This window comes from Candidatus Tisiphia endosymbiont of Piscicola geometra (assembly GCF_964026415.1).
Lineage (GTDB): Bacteria > Pseudomonadota > Alphaproteobacteria > Rickettsiales > Rickettsiaceae > Tisiphia.
Window position 1 is genome coordinate 302,882 of sequence record NZ_OZ032144.1, and the last position, 21,510, is coordinate 324,391.

Genomic DNA, 21,510 nt, shown 5'->3' on the forward strand with positions numbered 1-21,510 from the left:
TTAACAATCGTGACCTGACAACTTTTGATTGTAGCATTTAAGCTCTTTATTCTATACAAAAATAATATTGGTTTCATTTAATCTTGTATAGTTTCTCAGTTATTAATTGTGACTTTTAAATTACCATGGTTCTGTGGGGAAAAAACTTTCTTCGCCTGATAAAGGTAACACCAGGTTATTGTCAGAAGAGTCCTCATGATTAATATCAGAACGCTGCTCTATAATAGCTTTTTCCTCTAGTTCTGGTATAAAAGTAGAGGTAAGCCATGTAAAGAAATCTAGCTCTGCTTTTCTAACAAATAATTTTGTTAATACTGATATTGTTAATACTGATATTTGACTAGTAAACTGTTTTTGAGTATCAAGAGACGATCGTTCTAATAATGATCGCAACTTGCAAAAATCTATTGGATCAATGTACGGTTCTGCTAACAATTTTGGGCATTTAATTAAAATCTCTTCAGGTCCTAACCCGCTGTTTTTTAATGCTTGAAATTGGTTTTTATTGTACTTGCTATTTACCTCTATCTTGAAAAATGGATTTGTATTTTCATTATTATCCAGGTATCTTTTTACTGTACTTAATTCTACCGAATTATTGTCTAGTTCTTGCAAAATCAAGTCGCGTAAGTTATAGCTTTCTAAATCTTTCGGATATAGTCTGATATAATCCAACAAACCATTTTCTTTTTGCGATAAATAACTTATATATATTTCATGGAACTCTTTAAGCTCGCATTCGCGTGATAAAACCTTATTGGACTTAAATACTTCCGCACATTTAGGAATATCTTCCAGGTTATTCTTTAAATGTTTAATTAAAGTATTACGAAAATGATAACTCTGTATGGAATATGGATTATCAATAGCATACTTTACCAAATCATCTATATTGTGTTCTTGGGTTTTAAATAGTAGAGTTTGAAGATGATTCGCAAGTTGCTCATCGTTATTTATTTGAGGTATTTGGCATAATGATAACAAAACTACAAGATTATTTGTTTTTTCAAGATTATTTGTTATATAGTCTTTTAAATCTTTTTTAACAGTAGCACTGCATATTGAATTTGGACGTTTTGTAATATATTCTACTAATTGATCAGACGGAACTTCAGACATATTATATATATATTCTTCACTCCAATCTTTAACAATATTATTGTTGATTAAAATTTCTTTAATTTTTTGTTGTATTATTGGTGTAAATTTTCTTGGACTGTATTTTATAAGATATTGTAACAGGCTTGTGAGATTGTCGTCTAGTAGTTTAGAATTGTGAGTTAAGTAATTTATTAGGCCTAACCCTTGTTCTTCAAGCCAATAGGCTAATTCTGATTTGTAAATATTACACCATAGGTTTTTTATATATTTCTTTTGGAATTCTTTTATCTTACTATCTTCTTGAGCTTTAATGCTTTCTAAATTTTGTAGTGAGGTGAACTCCTTTAAATAATGTATTAATATACTTTCTTCATTATGTTTTGTAACGCCTCCATTACGTCCTTCACAAGAACGTTCTAATCCAGCAACGATTATTTCTTTAACATAATGTACTTCATTCTGATCTTGTAATGATACTTTAAACTCAGATGAGTCATCGTCTGATTTTGGATAGTCTAGTATTTCTATTTCTGAAAGTACATCTAGACTGAATGCACTAAACAAGGCTGTTTCATCCCAACGGTTCTTGAAAGCATTCATCCCTGTTATAGTAAATTTTAATGTAGTAGCTTTAGTATCGATATTGTATACCACTGATACTGAGGCAGAATGATTATCTAAGACAATATTGTAATGATTTATATATTTTTTTCCAACTATATTAGAATAATATAATTTAGTAATATAGCCAAAGTTACTTATAGACAATAGTTCTTCATGTATATGTTTCAGTAGATTTGGAGAATCTATATTATCATGCCATTTTGTTGCTTTACTGCTTAAGTCTATTAATACTTGATGAAGTAAGGTAAAAACATCTACTAAGGTTGTGCATAACTTTAATACATTTTGTAGCTCTGACCCACTACTAATCATAGCTATATTAACATTAAATTTATTTGATGGAGAGAGATCTGATGAGTTGTATTCTTTTGAACCGTGCAACATTTTTCTTATATGCATCGTAATCAATTTCAAATCATCTGAATTAGTATTGACGATCCATTTGTAACTTTTTGCCACCTCAAACATGTCCTGTAGCATTTGCTTAAAATTAGATACTTGTTGGTTCTTGTCCTGATATATTGAGGATGTTGACATAGATTTTATGCTCAGGTCTAAAACATTCACAAAATCATTCATTTGTTTTGCAAGTATAAGATTCATTATAGAATCCTTAGAATCCTCATGTCTTGGCAATAGCTCTTCAATCTTTTCTCTTGTAGACTTAAAGTGTTCATATATAGTGTCAAATTTACTTGGATCGCGGAAATCAACGACTTTTTCTTTCATTTCTTGGATCAAACTATTAATTTTTTCTATACTGTTAGTATTGTTTTCAACAATATGAGCTAACTTTGACCATAGATTTTTTAAAAGCTTTCTAGAATTTTTCTCTACCTTATAACTATCAACAAATTCAGTATTACACCATGCTCCAGGAATATCTAGGATTGTTATTTCTTTTACCAGTGTTCCAAGAGCTTGTAAGAAAATTTCTTTATCTTTAGCCAAGTCTATACAAAATTCTCGCCAATTTTTCTTATCATTATCGGTTATAAAAAATTTTGCTAATTTAGTTACTTCGTTAAAATAAGCTTTTTGATTAGTAGATAAATTTAATCCCAAACCTTCTAGAATTTTTGCAGTTTCTCGTTGATGGTGAGTTGTGGTTAAGTCTTGTAGCAAAGAACTAGATAATACATCATTATCACCTAATGTTGTGATAATTAGCCCTTGGAATTTTTGATGAATGTTTAAATAGTTTGTTATAAGATCTTGTTGTTCTGCATTTGATGTTTTTGCATTCTTGGTGCTATTATATGTATTAATAGACATAATTAATTCAGCACTGGATAGTGATATCTGTATAAACAATTCTTGAGAGATCAATCCTTTGTTCTTCAATTTATAAGCAGTATTAAATATTTCTTGAACCTCGTTAATATTTGCTGATGTTGGGTTACTTAAACAGTCTAGCTTTTCAAGAATTTCTGCGTATGTACCAGCACTTTTTGTAGTGTTGTTTTTAAAAATTAATGTCTTCAATAATTGAAATAAGTTAGTTGAAGCTTGTTGTGCAAGGCTCTCATCCGGGCTGTTTGACATTACCACTAGATCACCTAGTTTATCATTATCAGTGTTAATAACATCATCATTAGTAGTGTCAACATGCTTAAGCTTATACGAATATGGGCTTACATGAGGTGATAAAGTAGAAGAAAAGATACCAGGTACTATAAACCCGTCCTTTTGTAGATTCTTGTATGTAAGTGTTTCATATGCTCTTGGTAATTGAACAATATATTTATGCTGTGGATCTACAACTAGTGGCTTCCCTACATTCAACTCTTGTACTAGCTCCTTAACCTTATCGAGATCCTTAATTCTAATTACTGGTATTCCCTTGAAAGCAAATTCTCCTGCTTCATGAGAATTAGGTGAAGCGTCATTTCGTATAATAACAGCCTTAACCTCATTAGCTGAAGAAAGATATGCACCTAAAGCCTCATTTATATTGTTGAAAACTAAAATTTCTTTAGCTTCTTTAATTAATTGACAATTATTGATATCCTGTGTGATTGTGCTACCCTTTAGTATTTTACCACCATCTTCAGCAATTTCTATTAGAAATTCTGGACTTAATGCTGAGGGCTGTTGTAGGGTGCGATCTCCATCAGGTTTTGATCGTACTTGCACTATAGATATTTTGTTATCTTTAGGATCATAAACAAATTCTACATCCACTTCCATACCACTATATTTTTCTTTGACAAACTGTGCAAATTTGTGCAAATATAATGAAACTGGCGCAGGTAAACTATCAGCATATTTTGTATTATTAGTATTAGTTATTGTGTCTAAAGACAGTTTTCCATTGTTAATTTTAGCTTGTAATCGATAATCTTGAGGACTCTTTGTTGGATAGACCATATTGTTTTCAGTAATATAAAAACTGTGTGAAGGACCTTTGCTATTTACAACATATTCTCCATGACCAAAAGCTGCATTAATCGTAGTAGTACCACGACCACTATACGCTACTCCCGAAACAACAATAGATTCATCTTCTTCATGAATCATCAATTGGGCTAATAAAGGTACAAATGGCAATTTTGTAATATCATCACCAGCTTTTAACCGCTGTGATAGAGATTTTTCATCAAAATAACCTGCTATTACATCAGCAATAGGTTGATTTATTTCACTAAAAACAGAGCTAGATATAGAGCTTATGTTTCCACCTGGGTTTGCAAATTCCTCTGAATCTTCGTGCCCTGTACTTCTGAACATTACATAAGAGTTTGGTCCTAAATCTGATATAAAACTATTTAATCCATCCAAATTTATAGTGTTTTCAGAGAAACATTGTTTAATACTGTCCTTAATATCCTGTAGAGTTTGTTTAGCGTTATCGTCTATAGTCTCCTTGTTAGACTGTTTGTTAAAAAATTCAACAAACTTTGACCAGTTTTGTTCAATATCTACGTTATGAGATTTCAAATAATTAAATATTGTATCATGTGAAAATTTTAGAAATTCTGGTATTTGAATTTTTATACCAAAACTGTCATTATTATCAGCTTGTATTAAGAATTCTGGAAGTAATTTCTCTTTTAAATACATTAAGTTAGCAGCTTTGTTTCCATACATAATAGCTGCTTTCTTCACTTCATTAGGATATTGAGGGATTGTTTTACTTAAAGAAACTCCACTATTTTGGATATCTTTCAATGTTGTTTTAGTCATAAATCACGCCTGTTTCATAAATTTATTACGTTGTTCTTATAAAAATCTTATTAACTAATTATTTGCCATAGACAACCTTATAGATTTTATTTATAAAATAAATAACCGTTTGCAACGGTTATTTTGCTTCTAGCCAGGGTTATACTAACTTAAATTTGGATTGCAAGTATTATTTTCTACGATGTCGATAACATTCTAAAATCTGAAGTTTTGACAAAATCCTATAACTAGTTAGAAGAAATGGCAATTATCAGAGGTGCTAAAATCAATTACTTAACCTGAGTTCGCTATAAGTGTAGAAGGATTATATAAAGATATAAGGGTTGAGGTGTGTCAATAAGCGTTGAAAAATGACCCACCTAAGAAGTGGGAAAAGTAGTACGTCATTAATCCATTTAACGGGTCATTATTGCACGCTTTTTAACAGCCTTTAATTATTGCAACAAGGCAAAACAACAAGCAGAAAAACTACATCTTGAACAAGAACTAAATCACATTCATCATAAGGAGAAAACTATTAAATTTTGTTATAGAAAAGTTAATTAAGTTTTACTATAGCTATTTAGCCCCGAACTATAACAATAATAGACTTCTTTCGAAACTCGCTTGTGCGCAAGGGTGTGAAGGAGACGCTTCACCTCGAACCGCAGCGGACTCTAATTCCGTTACGGATTCGAGTGCCGCATCATTGTTCAAATCACCAGCAGAAGTAGAGTTTCGAAGGAGGTCTATTGAATTAGGTGATACAAACTTTGTGTCATACCTGCGAAAGCAGGTATTTGGATTCCCGCTGCGGCTAGGAATAATGACAACTTACAATCGTTATGTTCTTTATCACCCAATCCTATGGGCTCAACTATATTTCCTCAAGGTTATTTAGCTAGCCAGTCATTACTAGAGGAAATAGGGCTAGCTTCATAATTATTAGCAGTTACTTCTTTGCTTATCGACTTACTCTTCTTTTGACTTTTCTATTTCTTTTTTTAACTGTTTTATTTTTTCAATGGTTAGTTTTGTATATTTAACTATTTTTTCTATTGGCTCATTATCAATTAACATTTCTTTTGCTGTATCTATTTTTTCTTCAATTTTACCTCTAGCTTCACCTCTAGCCTCAGCATCTACAATTTTCTGCTGTTCTACCGCTAAATTATCAAGACGAGCTTTGGTCATTTGCTCATAGGTGTTAAGTTCTGCCTCTGACCAGCTAGCTTGGTCTACTGCCTCAAAGGCTCTTCTAATAATTTCATCCTTACCTATTAAATGCTCTATTTCTGTTAATGTTAATTTACTATCTCCTGCATGCTTTAAAAAATACATCCACTTTTCTTCAATAGTCTTTAGCTCATCTATAGTTTTCTTAAATTTTTCAAGCTCTAAAAAAACAAAGTAAAAATCTTTTAAATCATGGGCATAGCTCTCTGTATCTAAAAGACGATGTTCTGATTTCCAATGTTTTTTATCTTCAAACATCACAAAATCAGCTATAGCTAAAAATATTACTCCTTTTAATTTAGCGTATACTGCCAGTTTCTTGTGTTTCTCATCTTCCTCAATTCTTTGCTGAGAATATGCTTTAGCTGCATAATATTGGGCTCTTTTTTCAAATCCTGGATGCTTACTTACCTGCATCTCTACTATGAATTGATTACCGTGTTGATCTTTACATAACACATCAACAATAGACTTTCTGTAAATAGCAATATCAGGGTCTTGGATAGTTGGTAAAAACGTCACCTCAATTATTTGCTCATTTTCTTTACACTTAAGAACATCGTTTAAAAAATGTACAAGTATATCTTTGTTCTTTTCCGTACCAAAGATTTTACGAAAACAAAAATCATTTTTAGGATCAAGAAACTTTGATAAAAACATATAACATAACCTCTTAATTGTTACTAAATATCGTTATTACTTATCTAATTCATTAGTATTTTTAGCACCATCGATATTATCAACTCCATCATCTTCTGAAACCTGCGAGCATATATATAGGAACAACGCCCGATGTCCTTCAAAAAGGCAGTGTACTCACTTTCTTGCCGAACAAAATTGCTGCGATATATGCCACTCATTTGAGCTAAATCCTCTAATATTATTTTACCATCTTCTCCACTAAAAAGCTTGCAATAAATTGATTTTAATTGCTCTTTTGTTAGAAAGGAGTATACAGCAAATTGAATCTTTTATAGTATCAATCATATTATAAATTAATAGATACCCTTGGGACTAGATAGAGTGTCAGAAAATGAACAACCAGCCACCTACTTTACTTTAAATTGGGAATTTCTTAATTACATTTTCATATTCTTTATGAGCGTCGGATATTGATAATTTTAGATATATTTCTAAAAACCACCTACTTTCATTCCCTGAATATAGATGTATTAAGACACCCTCTATCTCCTGTTGCTTTAACCATGTGAATAAAAAATATCTTAATTTATGCAGAAAATAGTAAAATTTTTGCTATAAAATTATACTATATCTATTAGTGGCTCTATAAAATAGAGTATACTACAAGGAAATTAATAAAATAGATTACACAGAGGCTTAGTGGATGAAAAAATTTTTAACATTATTCGTATTACTAATTATTTATAGTAATATTTTTGCTCAAGAACAAGTGAGTAATTTGATTACTCCTGTTAGTTATTTCGTAAATCATGTGCAACAACTTAAGACTCTTAAGGAAAATTTAAGTAAATATAAGCAAACAAGTATAGTAGGTATCAGTGGAATAGGTAAAACTCAGCTAGTTAGGATGTATAGTTATGAAAATAAAAATAATTACGACCTTATTTGGTTTTTTGATTGCAACCTTGATCTTAACGAACAATTTGTTAAGTTAGCTAAGCAGCTAAATAGTACTAGGCAGACTAATATATCCGAGAATGCTGATTCAGCTAAGAAGGAGGTATTATCATATTTAACTTCTATTAATAATTGGTTGTTAATATTTGATAATCTAAAAGTGAATGAAAATGCAAAAGTGCAAGATTTTGTTGATTGGGAACATAATGGAAATGTGATATTCTGCTCTCAAGATATAGAACTTTTACCTTATGCGATAGAGATGACTTTATTTGATAAGAGGACTATTATAGCTTTAGCTAGTAATTTATTGGATAATAAAGATGACTATACCATGGAATTTTTAATCAAATCTTTTGAAGGGTATCCAATACTTATTGTGCAAGGAGTCCAATTACTTAATAAAATCAAAGGATTAGATAAAGAGGAGTATAAAAAGAAAATTTACCAATCAACTGACAAAATAACAACCAATATTAACATGGTCATTAAGGAGCTAAAACCTAGTACAGTCCAGTTACTTAACAAAATAGCCTTACTGAACAATCAAAGTTTCTCAAAACAATTACTTACTGCTATCACTGATAATCCTGATACTCTCAATGATGATATATATCAATTATCCAAATTCATGTTAATTAGCAATATTGACTCTAACGAAGATAACCCTGTTTTTGAGATGCATGATATAATTAGTAATAAAATAATGGAGTTAAATGGTAATAAACGTAATAAAATATATTTAGAAAATATTATTATTAAACTTCCCAAATCAAACAATATACATTTCCAATATTCTTGGATGACGGCAAATACTATAGTCGAGAATTTAACTATTCTTTTAAATAATTCTAGAAAATACCATATAGATTTATATTCAATGCTTGATTTGAGAACTAAATTATCTTCTATATATGTAAATTCTCATAATTTCTATAAAGCAAAACAAATGGTCGATTGGTTTGAGCATAAAGATCAAAAGAAAGAATTTAAGCTACATAAAATGTCTGAATACCAAAAAGAGCGTTATGCTAGGTACTTGCATATCATATCAGTATATAATGCTTTACTGACAAATTATGAAGAAACTATTTCATATAGTACTAGAGCATTAAAAGTTTTAGATCAAATTAATGATGACAACAGTTTCACAAAACTTAGTCTTATTTCAAATATAGCAGGATCTCATGCATCTTTAGGCAATACTGAAATTACTGGACAATATATAAAGCAAATGGATCAACTAGGAGTGAATGAATCGAATATATCGGTTATGTATAATTTAAAAGGCTATTTATCTTTTTTGCACGGCAAATACGATGAAGCTTTAGATTATTATAATAAAATTATTAAACTTGGCATAAAAAATGGCACATCTCCTAATAGTGCATATTTTACTAGTAGTTATTTAAGTAAAGCAGTAATACTAAATTGTCTTGGTAGATATCAAGAAGCTTATGATCAAATTAGACAATTATATGACATTCAAAAATCTATACAAAAAGGGAGCTATGTGTTTAGCCGTATTTATACACAAATGGCAAAAAGTGAGCTAGGCTTAGGTAAAGTAGATAAAGCATTTAAACACATTAATAAAGCTATGGCAATATTTTCAACAAATGAATATAAAAAAACTCAGACAGCATATTATTTGCAAGATTTAAATTTAGCAAAAAGTTATTTAGTACAAGGAGATATTTTGTTTGCTCAAAATAATATTAAACAAGCAATAGAATCTTACAAGCAAGCTTTTACCATATATCATTACTTATATAAAGACAAAAGCAAGAATATTGCCCAAGTAAGTGATTTGTATAATCATGGATCAAAGGCCGCTTGTAAAAGCAAAGATTTATATAATTATAAATTTTTTGGCAAGCCACAAATTAAGGAATTTGGCATACACCATCCTAACACAGTTGATATGTTTGAATATTGCACACAATATAACATGGATTTGTGGAGCAAGAACAATTAAACATTAAGGTTCTTACATCTTAAAAACATGTTATAAGTAGTTATAAGAGGGTAACTTGATAGGTGAAAGAGTCTAAGACAAAATTAAGTACCCTCTTATAACATTTTTTTTGTCCAAATCTTTTCAAAAAATAACTACTAGAAAAATTGCCAATGCAACATACTGCCGCCATAACTCCTTGATAAAAACCAAATTGTTGAATAGGTACTCCTAGGTCTCGCATATAGTATATAGGAGAAATAGCAATAAAAACCCAATAACTCTGCAAAATAAAAATTGCGATTATTAAATAATAGATAGTCTTCTTTGATTTAAAAATTACATTATATTCTCTTAGTGATATTTTAACATTATAGTTTACTTGACTTTTAGGAATGAATAATATTCCCAGTACCAAACAAATTAATCCCAGTAGCAACAAATATAGAAAAATTACCTCTCCAACCAAGCAAAAAGCTTACATGGAACAAATAAATCTATCTCAGCTCCCACTAAAATTTCCATAATTGAAATAGTAATAAATGCATAAAAATAATCTTTGTAAAATTCAGAAACAACTTGTTAATTAGGAGTACCAATTTTCACGCTTGCAGTTATTATTACAAAAAAATTACTTTTAATAAAGTAATTTGTAATACGTTTAACTTACTACCAGTTCAATAAAATTATAGCTACTTTTTCTTAAATTTATACAGTTCGTTTATTTTACAATCAATTAATATTTTCCACCTATAGCTATTTTTTAGATAAACCATTTTCTTTTTTTACCTCTCTTTTCTTCACCCCCCTACCCTACCTAAACAACCCACTTAAGGAGCATTCTGCTGCCTATATAAAGCTTGCCAATAAAATAAACTATGTAGTTACAAGTTAGGTTTTAGAATTTGCTTTTAGAATCCCTCTACCCGCACTTGGGCAAACTAGGTAAACCTAGTTTGCCTACGCTCAAAGATTCAGTTTTTTTATTGGTGATTACTATTACCCAAAAACTTACAGCTTATAGCGGTAATAGCAATGGCAATATAGCTAATCCTATATAAAAGGGTTATGGGAAAAAGTCTTTAAAGAGCTGATCTATATTACACTGGTATTTTCTACGAATAGATTTTTTTGTAGGTCAAATTTCAGGAAATTTGTCTGAGAAGTTACATATGAAATTTTTAGTAAAGTAAGAAAATCCTGAAACCCTGATAGGGATTGGCGGGGCGTAGTGGACAATTTCAGAACCACGATAGACGTAAAATTATTAGTTATTCAAACGCTTACAGTCTATTACTAAAGCTCTGTAACTTGGTATTGTAACTCCATATTCTTACCGCAAAAAGCTATAGAAATTTTGAGTATTTGCTTAACATATTGATACTGCCTTATTTTTACATCATATTGTTTATCTATAATCTGGTTCAATCCTATTTTAGCTACTGAGACTAAATCTTCTGTATTTTTAGCTATCTTATACTCAATAATAATTGCTTTATCTCCTTTACCATCTTTTGGGATCATGATCACATCAGCTCTGCCACTTCCCGACTCCTGTTCACTTGCTATTATGTAACTAGGTGCTAACATATTAATTAAACCAAGCATAAAGCCGCTATAAAATAATTCTGCCTTTTTCTCTCCTGTTTGATGAAAACTAGTAGAATTTAGCAACAATTCTTGTAAACGCTCTTTAAATTCCTCTACTTTACCTGTTGGCAATAAACTAATAAACGAATAATATCTAGAGCTATCAATTTTTAACTGGCTAGCAACCCATTGGAGCATCCGTGCCTTATATATGTGCCTTACTTCCCGATTTGGTGCTGACAATTCATATATATTTTCTTCTGAATTTTGAACTGTAGGGTTTAAATATCCACTAAATAATAACAAACTAAATAGTCCTATTGGCTTATTGATGTCAGCAAAACTAATTTGTTTAGTAATAGGTGAGATAATACTTTTTCCAGCAGCTAAGTTCTGTAAATCTTGTTGCATTTCATCGGATAGCAGTATTTTATCTATTAAAGCTGTTCCGCCACTATCTAGCCAATAGTGATCGAGCTTACCTTTGTGTGCTAAACATTGCATGATTGACCATGGATTATAAATTACCTCTCCACCAAAGGTGTAACCATTATACCAATCTTTAATCTTCTCTGGATCAGTATTAGTTGACACCTTGGTTAATAATTCATCCACTTCTGCTTGGGTAAAGCCATAAGACTTAGAGAAATCATCATCAAGTAAAGTATATTCAGTAACATTATTCAAGTCTGAGAACAAGTTAGCTTTAGCAACCCGTAATATGCCAGTAATTACTCCTTTCTCTAAGTAGGGATTCGTTTTTAAGCTGCTCCCAAATATTCCTCTAAATAACTTAAGAATCTGCTCAAATTCTTTTGTTTTATGACCAAATTCTAAATACGCATTATTAATTGGTGTATCATATTCATCTATTAATATGTATACTTTTTGTTTAAAATGTTTATACAATATTTGACTTAAAAACTTCAGGCTATTTTTTAAATAGCTTATATTAATATCACCACTTAGATAATTTTTTAACTTTACTTTTTGCGGAATACTGAAAAATTTATTATCTTCTTGAATATATTGTTCTAAATAATTAAATCTTTCGTATAATTCTATTATTTGATCTATAATGCTACTAACAATTTCCTTATAATTACTCCCCTTCACTTCTTTAAAATTTATATATATTACTGGAAATTGGCCTTGACGCTTTATTATATTTTTATGAATGGATATTTTTAAAGGCTGTAGCTCTTTGGTTTCATCAAAGCCCAAATCTACTATGCCTCCAGTAAAGAGTTTATAATTTACTCTCTTTTCTTGAGCTAAAGGCTTACCTCTCTCATCCACCTCTATTTCAAAGAACTTCTTGATCATATCCATGTTCAAGCTTTTACCCCAACGTCTTGGTCGAGTGATTAGGATAACCTTACCGCTATCTTCTAATAATTCTTTGATCATTAGACTTTTATCAACAAATACATCACTATTAACTACTAAGTCATAGAATTCATCCGTACCTACTAGCATTTTAGGCAGCTTATTACTCTCCTTAACAATGTCAGTTCCCTTGACATGTGTGTTAGTGTTTGAAAGTTCAATTATCATATTATTCAATTATATTTATATTCTTATACCAAAGTTTTTAGTTAAATTTTAATAAATTATTTTACCGATTAAGTTTTAATAAAATGTGGTAATATGCTGTTTCAATAAAAATATGATATAGTATAGATAAGTTTGATTCAATATAGAATTACATCTCGTGACAACATCGCCTAATTATCATAATTGTGTTCATTGAAAAAAATATTGGATAACTAATTAAGGTCTTTTTCTAAACTAGGGTTTTAACAGATATTAATTAAAAAACCCAACGGACTTGGTAAAACGTATATTTGCAGCAAAACTGCTTTGCAATCTTTTAGCATTACAAATCACATTCTGAACCTGAGTCGCCAAGTAAATTGTTGGTAAATTCTTCATTTACCAGCTCATAATTATAAAAATCATGCTCATCTGCTCTAGTGATAAAATCCTGCCCCTGAGCAGCAACATTAGCCATAATATTACCAATTTTCTTAAGAGCTGCAGCCTTAAAATTTTCATCATGACTTAGGCTGAATGCGTCGTGATAATATGTTTTAGCTTTCTCAAATAAACCTATAGACTCAAAATACTCAGCCTGCTTTAGCATTATATCAGGATTTCTTTTATCTTGTTCTAACCATGCTTTAAAACATGTTTTTATCTCAAATTCATTATTAACTACTTTATAGCAGTCAATCGCTTTAGCATATTCACCTTTGTTAAAAAATAGCTGACCAAGTTTCTCATATATCTTTGGTAAATGGCTATTCGCCTCTATAGCTTTTACATAGTAAGCCAATGCCCCATTTTCACCATTCTGCTCAACTATATTAGCTAAGCAACTATAGGCTATAGCCTTAAGATTCTTACAGGCAGGAGAGTCCTGATAATCCTCTAGATACTTTATAGCTTTGTGATAATAAACTTGATCAAGTTTGTCTTCATCAATAGGCAAACTGCTAACTTGGCACTCAAGATTTTCTGCTACCTTAGTATAGCAAGCCGTTATTAACTCTGCAATCTTGGCATGATCAGGTAATTCAGCTTTACAGACTGTAAATTGTAATGTGTTTTTGCCCCTCTATTGTAATTATAAGTGACCCTCTTATCATAACAGTAAAACCCCTGAAGATATAGCTTTTATACAACTTATCAATGGGGTCAGAATTTGTTACAATAGTGGGTCAATAGTTCATTACAATTTACAAAATAGATACCCTGTTAATTTCTTAGTCCATATTTTGGCTTGTATTACAGGTTATGCTATTTCAAAATTTAACTTGAAAGGACTAAATTCTTTCCATCATGCTTTGACCTTATCCTAAGCTGGCGTTCATATTTCTTCCTAATTTTCTATCTTTTATTTTATTTTTAATTAAGAAACAACTCACTCTATTTTTTTGTTCAGTTTTTTCAGATCGTTATAAAATAAAATTATTATATTTTTGTCTTGATTTTTCATGTCCACTATATCATTATACTTAAAATATTAGTTTTGTTATACTTAAAATTAATTAAATCTAAAAGTTGATATTAAGTCAAAGAGGTAGAAATGAAAAATAACTATGTAGATTTATCCGATGCAAGTATTTACACAGCATTTAAAGAATCAGAAAAGATTATTAATGTAAGTGTAAGAAACATAAATGATAAAATGTTATGTAGATTACACAGTAAAAGTAAAGAAGCGGTAGATAAGTATTTTGATAAAGATAATTACCCTTTTAAAGAATCAGAATTTTTACGTCATCTACCAAAATTAGATATAGGTGGCTTTGACCACCGTAACATGAGCCAATTATATAATAAATTCCAAACTGATGTAAGGTATAAAAATACTAGGCTAAAAGGTTGGAAACAACTATTTTCTTTAATACCAAGAAACTTACTTACCAATGAAAATCTGTTAATTTTAGATTTTTTAGCGGGTAGCGGTACATTAGCAAGAAAAGCTAAGCAGCTTTGGAAGAATCGCTCACCTAATGTTATAGGAATTGACGTTTCGTATAAAATGTGTGAAGCCGCTTTCCATAACAACGAAATAGTTTTTTGTGGTAGTCATGATAATAATTATTTTAAAAAGGGAATAGCAGATATAGTAATAGTGGCTTATGGATTACACCATTTACAAGTTACGGAAAGAGTCCAATTTGTACAATCATGTAAAAGGACTCTTAAAGGTGGCGGATTGTGCATTCTCCATGATTTTGAATCATCTTTCACTACAGCTAAATGGTATACTCAATTAACCTGAAGAGTTGGCAAAATGATTAAAAGTTATAGTCTGAAATTGGTCAGTTATAAGAGTAAGCAAATTACCTTTGTATTTATCAATATTAGCAAAAAATCTATCTATAGCTTCTGAGAATTGAGCAAAATTATGGTAAAATTTATTATTTGTTACAATTCTATGCATAAATTTCCATAATCGTTCAATCGGATTAAGATTAGGGCTATAGGGAGGTAAAAATACTAATTCTATTTTGCTATTTACTAGATACTCCTTTACTTTCTTTGACTTATGATACCCAGCATTATAACAAATCAAATATATCTTCTCTTTATTAGGATTTTCTGCTTCTAATTTTTGTAGAAAATTGATTATATAATCACCGTTTACTTTAGGATTATCTGTGCTAACTAATTGCAAATCAGATAAATTAATTGCTCCTATTAAATGCTTCCTTTTCCAGCCACTAAATGTTGGTAAAGTTTTATTTTGATTCTTTCTGATCCAACCATAACGGGCTTTTGTTTGATACTGAGGATGAACGCTATCCATAAAATATATAGCTTCTTTAGCCTTGAGAGTACCTTTTAACAAACTATATTCTAGCTTAAATAGTTCTTGCTTATCTATATCAAGCTTGCCGGGTACGATCTTTGGCTTCTTATATACAAAGCCTAATCTGATTAATAGTTTTGTTACTCCTGCTATTGTATAGGTAACACCGTATTTTTCTTCTATGTAATTGCTGATATCTTTGGCATAAACATAATTACATATTTCTAAATGCTCTATTAACTCTTTCTCTTCTAGCTCACTTAGCTTACTTGCACTAACACCGGTAGCTGTCTCTAATTTATTAAATTTTTGATAATCTCTTACATGCTTTCTTATAGCTTCTTCACTTAACAGCAATGCTTCTGCTATTTCTCCATAGCTCCAACCTTTATCATACAGCAAAACTGCCTTAATTCGGTCACATACTCTCCTATCTCGTTCATTACCATGACCTGACTTCAGTACCGTTCTTTGTTCAGATGTTAAAATATTTCCCATTATCATATTCTAGCTTCTTTCTTCTCTTCCTTCAACTCTTCATTTACGAGCAGTATATTACTTAGTGCTTTATAATTTCTGTGCTATACTAGCTTTATAATTGACAACTACTAATAGCAACATATATGGATAAAATAACTCCTCGAGTTGATTTGGCATTTAAGAAAATCTTTGGTGTAGAAGAGAATAAGGACTTGCTGATATCCTTGATTAATTCTATCGTTGGACAAGAGGATCAAGTGGCAGAGGTAACGCTGCTTAATCCATATAATCCAAAGAACTTTAAGAATGATAAACTCTCAATATTAGATGTTAAAGCCAAATCCGTTGATGGCAAAAGGTTCAATATTGAAATTCAAATTAGCGATGAAGCTGATTATGATAAGCAAGCTTTATATTATTGGGCTAAATTATATACTGAGCAATTAAAGGTAGCCCAGGACTATTCTACCCTAAGCAAAGCCATTGGTATTCATATTCTAAACTTTACTTCTATTACGAATGTAACTAAGTATCACAATGTTTTTCATATAGTAGAAAAAGATAGTGGCTTGTTATATTTCAAAGACCTCGAATTACATACTATTGAGCTTAATAAGTTTACTGATAATTCTTATGAGGAATTACCTGATATACTGAAAAAAGTAAAAAACTCTCTAGACATGTGGACAGCTTTTCTAACAAGACATGACCTACTTAACAAAGATAATTTACCTAAAGAATTAGACAATGTTGCCTTAAAAAAAGCTCTAACAGTGCTAGATGTTATGAACTTTACTGACGAAGAAAGAGAAGCCTATGAAGACCATCTTAAATGGTTACGTATCGAAGCTAATACTCTAAAGAAACAACTGGAAAAAGGTATAGCGAAAGGTAGAGAGGAAGGTAGATATGAAGAAAGAATAACTATAGCTAGAAAATTACTTAAAGAAAATATGACATCTGAGCATATAGCTAATATTACTGGTTTAATTATTGAAGAAATCAACAAACTACTAAAATAATTGATGGGACTTTATGATATATTTGCAATTGTTAAATACTTTGTTGTTTAGTGATAACAAAAAGAACTTAGAAAAAGCTGTTAACTTGCTTAATAATCCTAATGATCCTAGGCAAGGAAACTTAACGAAAGAGCAAGTTAGCGAAATTTTATCTTACGCTGTAGAATGTAATCCAAATCTTACTGCATGGTTTATTAATGATGCATTTAGAGAGCAAGCCAATAAAAACACCCAACATTCTAAGCTTAATCCTACATTATTAACAGATGTTACAATTAATCCTCAGGTAAATATACCTACAGAAGAGATGATTAATAATAACTATCCCAAATGCTAAGCCACCGCTTTCAGCGGTGGAATCATAGTGTTTGACATATACTAAAGATATCCCTAAATGATTTTGCCGTTCAAAGCAAAATCAGGAAGGATAAAGTATATGCCAAACTATAATAGTTTAAACCACTGTACATGGGAATGTAAGTACCATGTTGTTTTTACACCTAAATATCGCAAGAAAACGATATTTGGATTAATTAGGAAAGAGTTAAAAGAAGTGTTTCATCGTTTAGCGGGTCAAAAGGAATGTAAGATAGAGGAAGGATATTTAATGCAGGATCATGAAGTTATGATTAGTTGTGGTATGATGAAAAAGATATGCATAAGAATGACAAGCGAATATAAAAGTAAAAATTTAGATCATTGAGATTTAATAAGTGCCAAATGACTAGAATATTAAAACTGCTATAAAAAGGCTACAAATATGAAATTAGAATTAATACATAACTTATTATTCAATACAAATGCAGATGTTCTAACAAAATCTATAGAGGAACTTAATAAGCTGCAAGAAGGGGAGCACCCCTTACAACAACAGCAACTTAGTAACATTTTGAGTTATTGTCTACAATATAATCCCAATCTGACAAAAGAATTAGTTATAAACGTTATTGGACAGGAAGCAAGTTCAAGGCAAATAATCACTAAAAGTGATGCAGATATTACAACAGAATTTTATAAACAAGAAGCCAAGTATAATTTTTTTGGTTTTACCAGTTCAGAAGAATTTGAGCAACAGTTAAACACTGTTAATCTATCGCAAAAAGAGAATATGCTGAGAAAGTCTTTGGAGTACCATGAAAAGATTATAGCAAATAAACAACAAATTGCCAACCTTAAGATAGATGATAAAGAATTTACGAAATTTCAGCAAGACAATGTATCTTTGAATGACCAAGATATTACTCAAAGGATAAAGAAAATTACACAAGAGTCAAAGCCTAAAAGACCATCTTCACAAGAGAAGAAAGATTTAGAGCAACAACAGAACATTATTCAAGAGCAAATAGATTTTTGTGAAAAAGATGCAGGACAGCAAAAGGAAGCAATTGAAAAGATAAATGAACAGATTAAAAATCTAAAACAAAAAATAGTAAACTCTGATGCAAAACGTCTAGAACATTTAGTTAATCAAGAAAAGATTTTAGAGAATAAAAAAGATAGTTTAGAGCAAATTGCAGGACGACTAAAATTACAAAATACTGAACAAAGTAACATATTAGTAGAGCTTAATAATAAATTAAACGAAGTAAAAGACAAGCTTGCTGCTAGTAGTATCAAGCCATCTAGTCAAACTAATAGTGAATTATCTTGTTTAAAAAAGATGAAGTTTGAGAGAGAGACTACCTCATTAGAACAAAAATTACAAACCCTAGAAATGCAACAAGTAGTACGATTATCTAGACACGAAGTTGCTAGGAAACAATTTATAGAAGCCTTCAAGTTTAGTAAGTTAGTGGCTGATCATGTAGAACAAAATAATACATTCAATAATAATTTAGTCAATAAACATGCCTACGATATGGTGGTTTGTTTTGGAGGCAATGTTGAAAAGCAAAATAACGCTATTATTCCACAGGATATAGTAACAGTTTTTAACAACTTCTTACATGACAAAGGTTTAGACAAAGTAAGAAAACCAGTACATGATAGTTTTTCTACTTTTCATTTACCTCAAGATGGGAAAAACATCACTTTAGATGCATGGCAAAGTTTGATTAAAGTAAGCGGCAAGAAGGCAATGAATCTCTTTGCATCAGCCGATAAAATTGAATTAAAGAAGGCTGAGTTAATGAATAGAGAGGGGCATATTCCTCCTATAACTATTGATGATGCGATAGAAATAAGATCACAGATTACCTATAAACGTGCGACTGAATATAAAGAATTAGCAGCACTTTGTGATCAATATAGGTTGTCAGAAGATACTTTTAATAAATGTCTGCAGGTTGCACCAAAACGTAAAACCAAAGATAATTTGCCAAATATAGTCATTAGTGGTGATAAGATTCAGCAGACAGATAATAGCACTCAGGTTAATACTAAAGGATATCATTTAGTTAAATTACCCATTGATGATCCAAGAGCTTATATTTTGGGTAACATCACTAATTGTTGTCAATCAATAGGCGGAAATTCTGAGAAGTGTGTAATTGATGGTATTACAAAGGAGAATAATGGTTTTTATGTATTATTGAAAGATAAAAATACAAAAATTTCAGGTAAGCCTATTAATGCAAAGGGAAAAATAGATTATAATCACTATGATATAGTAGGACAAGGTTATGCTTGGCTGAGCAAAGAAGGTAATTTTACATTTGATTCATGGGAGAATCTACGTAATAAAGAATCCGGAAATTTAAGAGACGATGCGGTTGTTGTACCTATGTTACAAGAATTTGCTAAACAAGTGACTCAAGACAACAAGGTTTCAAGAGTAACTATCGGAACAGGTGGGAAAACCCCTGAATATTTCAAAACAGCAAATACTACGTCTAGAGAATTCATGCTGGAAGGATATGATTATGGTGATGCAGATTGTCAGTCAGTAGTAGGACAAAGCATACAATTAACTGAACTACAGGAAGAATTAAAGGTATATTTAGCAGAACAAACCAATCAAATTATATCTATAAATCAAGGTAAAGAAACTAAGAGAATAATTAGTATCCTTAAAGAAGGAAAGACAATTTTAACAACGGAAAAGAACCAAGTTCTTACTTCAAATAATGCTATGACCGCATATAAGGAACAATATATTGCATTTGATGAGTTAAAGGATTTAGAAGTAGAGAAAATCAAGGCTCTTACTTCACAGGCTGCCATGACTGCATATAAGGAAAAATATATCACATTTGATGAGTTAAAGGATTTAGAAGCAAAGAAAATTGAATATCTAACATCATATGATGCACATGAAGTATATAAGGGATATGTTACATTTGATCAACTGAAAGGTCTAGAAGCAGAAAAAATCAAAGCCCTTATTTCATATGATGCACATGAAGTATATAAGCGATATGTTACATTTGATCAACTGAAAAGTCTAGAAGTAGAAAAAATCAAAGCCCTTACTTCATCTGATGCACATGAAGTATATAAGCGATATGTTACATTTGATCAACTGAAAGGTCTAGAAGTAGAAAAAATCAAAGCCCTTACTTCATCTGATGCACATGAAGTATATAAGGAATATGTTACATTTGATCAACTGAAAGGTCTAGAAGTAGAAAAAATCAAAGCTCTTACTTCATCTGATGCACAATTTATGTATGGTAAAAAGTATGTCAAAAAGACATGGTCTGGACAACAGTTTTACTATGGCAATACATATGCCACATTTGACTAGATGAAAGGTCTAGAGACAGAAAAAATTAAAGCGCTGATATCACCTGCGGCACAGTTTATGTATGACAAAGAATATACCGCATTTGACCAACTGATGAATTTTGAAGTGGAGAAAATAGAAGCTCTAACATCTAAAAATGTACTCTCTGTATGTAACAGTAAAAATGCTACATTTTCTGATATGCAAAATCTTAGCATAGAAAAAATCATTGATTTAACGTCACAGAATGCTATAATACTTTATGATAAAGGAGTTACCTTTACTTTTTTAAAATATTATGGTCTAGAAGAAGGTCAGCAATTACAAGCACTTTATAATACCAATCCTGTCGAAGCTGATAAACGGCAAATAGAGGAATGCGTCAAAGCTATAGCAAAAAAATATCCTGATAATAATCCAAAGTTTGATAAAGCAATTAATGAATTTGTTGACAAATTAGCCATTTCTCGAGAAATCACTAATAAAGGGGCAAACAATGATCCTGAAGAAACAAAAAAATATCTAATAACTACTTTAGAACAATTAGCTAAAGATAATCCTGCATTAAGCCCACCACTGAATCGTATTAAATTATCAAGTGTAGCACAAGATTCTAAGCTCCAAGCAGCAACTGAAGCATTAGCTAGCTACGTGGTGGTAGGAGATCAGAATAATAATATGCCTATAAATAGTTTTGTTAAAACATTAAAGCCACCTAACACGATTTCGAGAAGATAAAATGTAAGTA

Annotated in this window: 13 protein-coding genes; 7 read left to right on the top strand and 6 right to left on the bottom strand. The window is 30.6% G+C overall.

Features of this window, described 5'->3' with window-relative positions:
* Positions 1–120: 120 nt before the first annotated feature.
* Together AAGD26_RS01450 and AAGD26_RS01455 are read right to left on the bottom strand one after the other, a co-directional pair.
* Positions 121–4,911 carry a PEP/pyruvate-binding domain-containing protein gene (locus AAGD26_RS01450; RefSeq protein WP_341751931.1) on the bottom strand — a complete coding sequence of 1,597 codons (4,791 nt, stop codon included), beginning with the start codon at positions 4,909–4,911 and terminating at the stop codon, positions 121–123.
* Positions 4,912–5,862: 951 nt separating this feature from the next.
* Positions 5,863–6,786, bottom strand: coding sequence for an Rpn family recombination-promoting nuclease/putative transposase (locus AAGD26_RS01455; RefSeq protein WP_341751932.1), 924 nt, complete (start codon positions 6,784–6,786; stop codon positions 5,863–5,865).
* Between the two features lie 685 nt (positions 6,787–7,471).
* Here AAGD26_RS01455 and AAGD26_RS01460 point away from each other — a divergent pair.
* Positions 7,472–9,703 carry a tetratricopeptide repeat protein gene (locus tag AAGD26_RS01460; protein ID WP_341751933.1) on the top strand — a complete coding sequence of 744 codons (2,232 nt, stop codon included), beginning with the start codon at positions 7,472–7,474 and terminating at the stop codon, positions 9,701–9,703.
* Positions 9,704–9,743: 40 nt separating this feature from the next.
* Here AAGD26_RS01460 and AAGD26_RS07255 read toward each other — a convergent pair whose 3' ends face one another.
* From AAGD26_RS07255 to AAGD26_RS01470, 3 genes are all read right to left on the bottom strand, one after another.
* Entirely contained in the window at positions 9,744–10,151 is a 408-nt protein-coding gene (locus AAGD26_RS07255) for an MFS transporter (protein WP_410520623.1), read from the bottom strand.
* Between the two features lie 827 nt (positions 10,152–10,978).
* Positions 10,979–12,829 (bottom strand): AAA family ATPase, encoded by a 1,851-nt coding sequence (locus AAGD26_RS01465; protein ID WP_341751934.1) that lies wholly within the window; start codon positions 12,827–12,829, stop codon positions 10,979–10,981.
* 322 nt (positions 12,830–13,151) lie between these two features.
* The gene (locus tag AAGD26_RS01470; protein WP_341751935.1) at positions 13,152–13,766 is read right to left on the bottom strand and encodes a tetratricopeptide repeat protein; all 615 of its coding nucleotides are present in this window, start codon (positions 13,764–13,766) and stop codon (positions 13,152–13,154) included.
* Positions 13,767–14,363: 597 nt separating this feature from the next.
* Between AAGD26_RS01470 and AAGD26_RS01475 the strand changes: the two genes are divergently transcribed.
* Positions 14,364–15,065, top strand: coding sequence for a class I SAM-dependent methyltransferase (locus tag AAGD26_RS01475; protein ID WP_341751936.1), 702 nt, complete (start codon positions 14,364–14,366; stop codon positions 15,063–15,065).
* On the opposite strand, the gene AAGD26_RS01480 is transcribed toward AAGD26_RS01475, so the two are convergent.
* Entirely contained in the window at positions 15,057–16,094 is a 1,038-nt protein-coding gene (locus AAGD26_RS01480) for an IS630 family transposase (protein WP_341751937.1), read from the bottom strand. The two genes, AAGD26_RS01475 and AAGD26_RS01480, sit on opposite strands and share 9 nt — an antisense overlap.
* Before the next feature lie 125 nt (positions 16,095–16,219).
* Here AAGD26_RS01480 and AAGD26_RS01485 point away from each other — a divergent pair, with 125 nt between their 5' ends.
* From AAGD26_RS01485 to AAGD26_RS01505, 5 genes are all read left to right on the top strand, one after another.
* Positions 16,220–17,098: an Rpn family recombination-promoting nuclease/putative transposase gene (locus AAGD26_RS01485; RefSeq protein WP_341751938.1), complete on the top strand. Its 879-nt coding sequence runs from the start codon at positions 16,220–16,222 to the stop codon at positions 17,096–17,098.
* Between the two features lie 13 nt (positions 17,099–17,111).
* Positions 17,112–17,435, top strand: a complete 324-nt coding sequence (locus AAGD26_RS01490; protein ID WP_341751939.1) for a hypothetical protein — start codon at positions 17,112–17,114, stop codon at positions 17,433–17,435.
* Between the two features lie 99 nt (positions 17,436–17,534).
* On the top strand, positions 17,535–17,801 hold the full coding sequence (tnpA, locus tag AAGD26_RS01495; protein WP_375331720.1) for an IS200/IS605 family transposase: 267 nt from the start codon (positions 17,535–17,537) through the stop codon (positions 17,799–17,801).
* A 57-nt stretch (positions 17,802–17,858) separates the two neighbouring features.
* Positions 17,859–20,783 (top strand): hypothetical protein, encoded by a 2,925-nt coding sequence (locus tag AAGD26_RS01500; RefSeq protein WP_341751940.1) that lies wholly within the window; start codon positions 17,859–17,861, stop codon positions 20,781–20,783.
* Between the two features lie 57 nt (positions 20,784–20,840).
* Positions 20,841–21,500, top strand: coding sequence for a hypothetical protein (locus tag AAGD26_RS01505; RefSeq protein WP_341751941.1), 660 nt, complete (start codon positions 20,841–20,843; stop codon positions 21,498–21,500).
* The last annotated feature ends 10 nt before the right edge of the window (positions 21,501–21,510 follow it).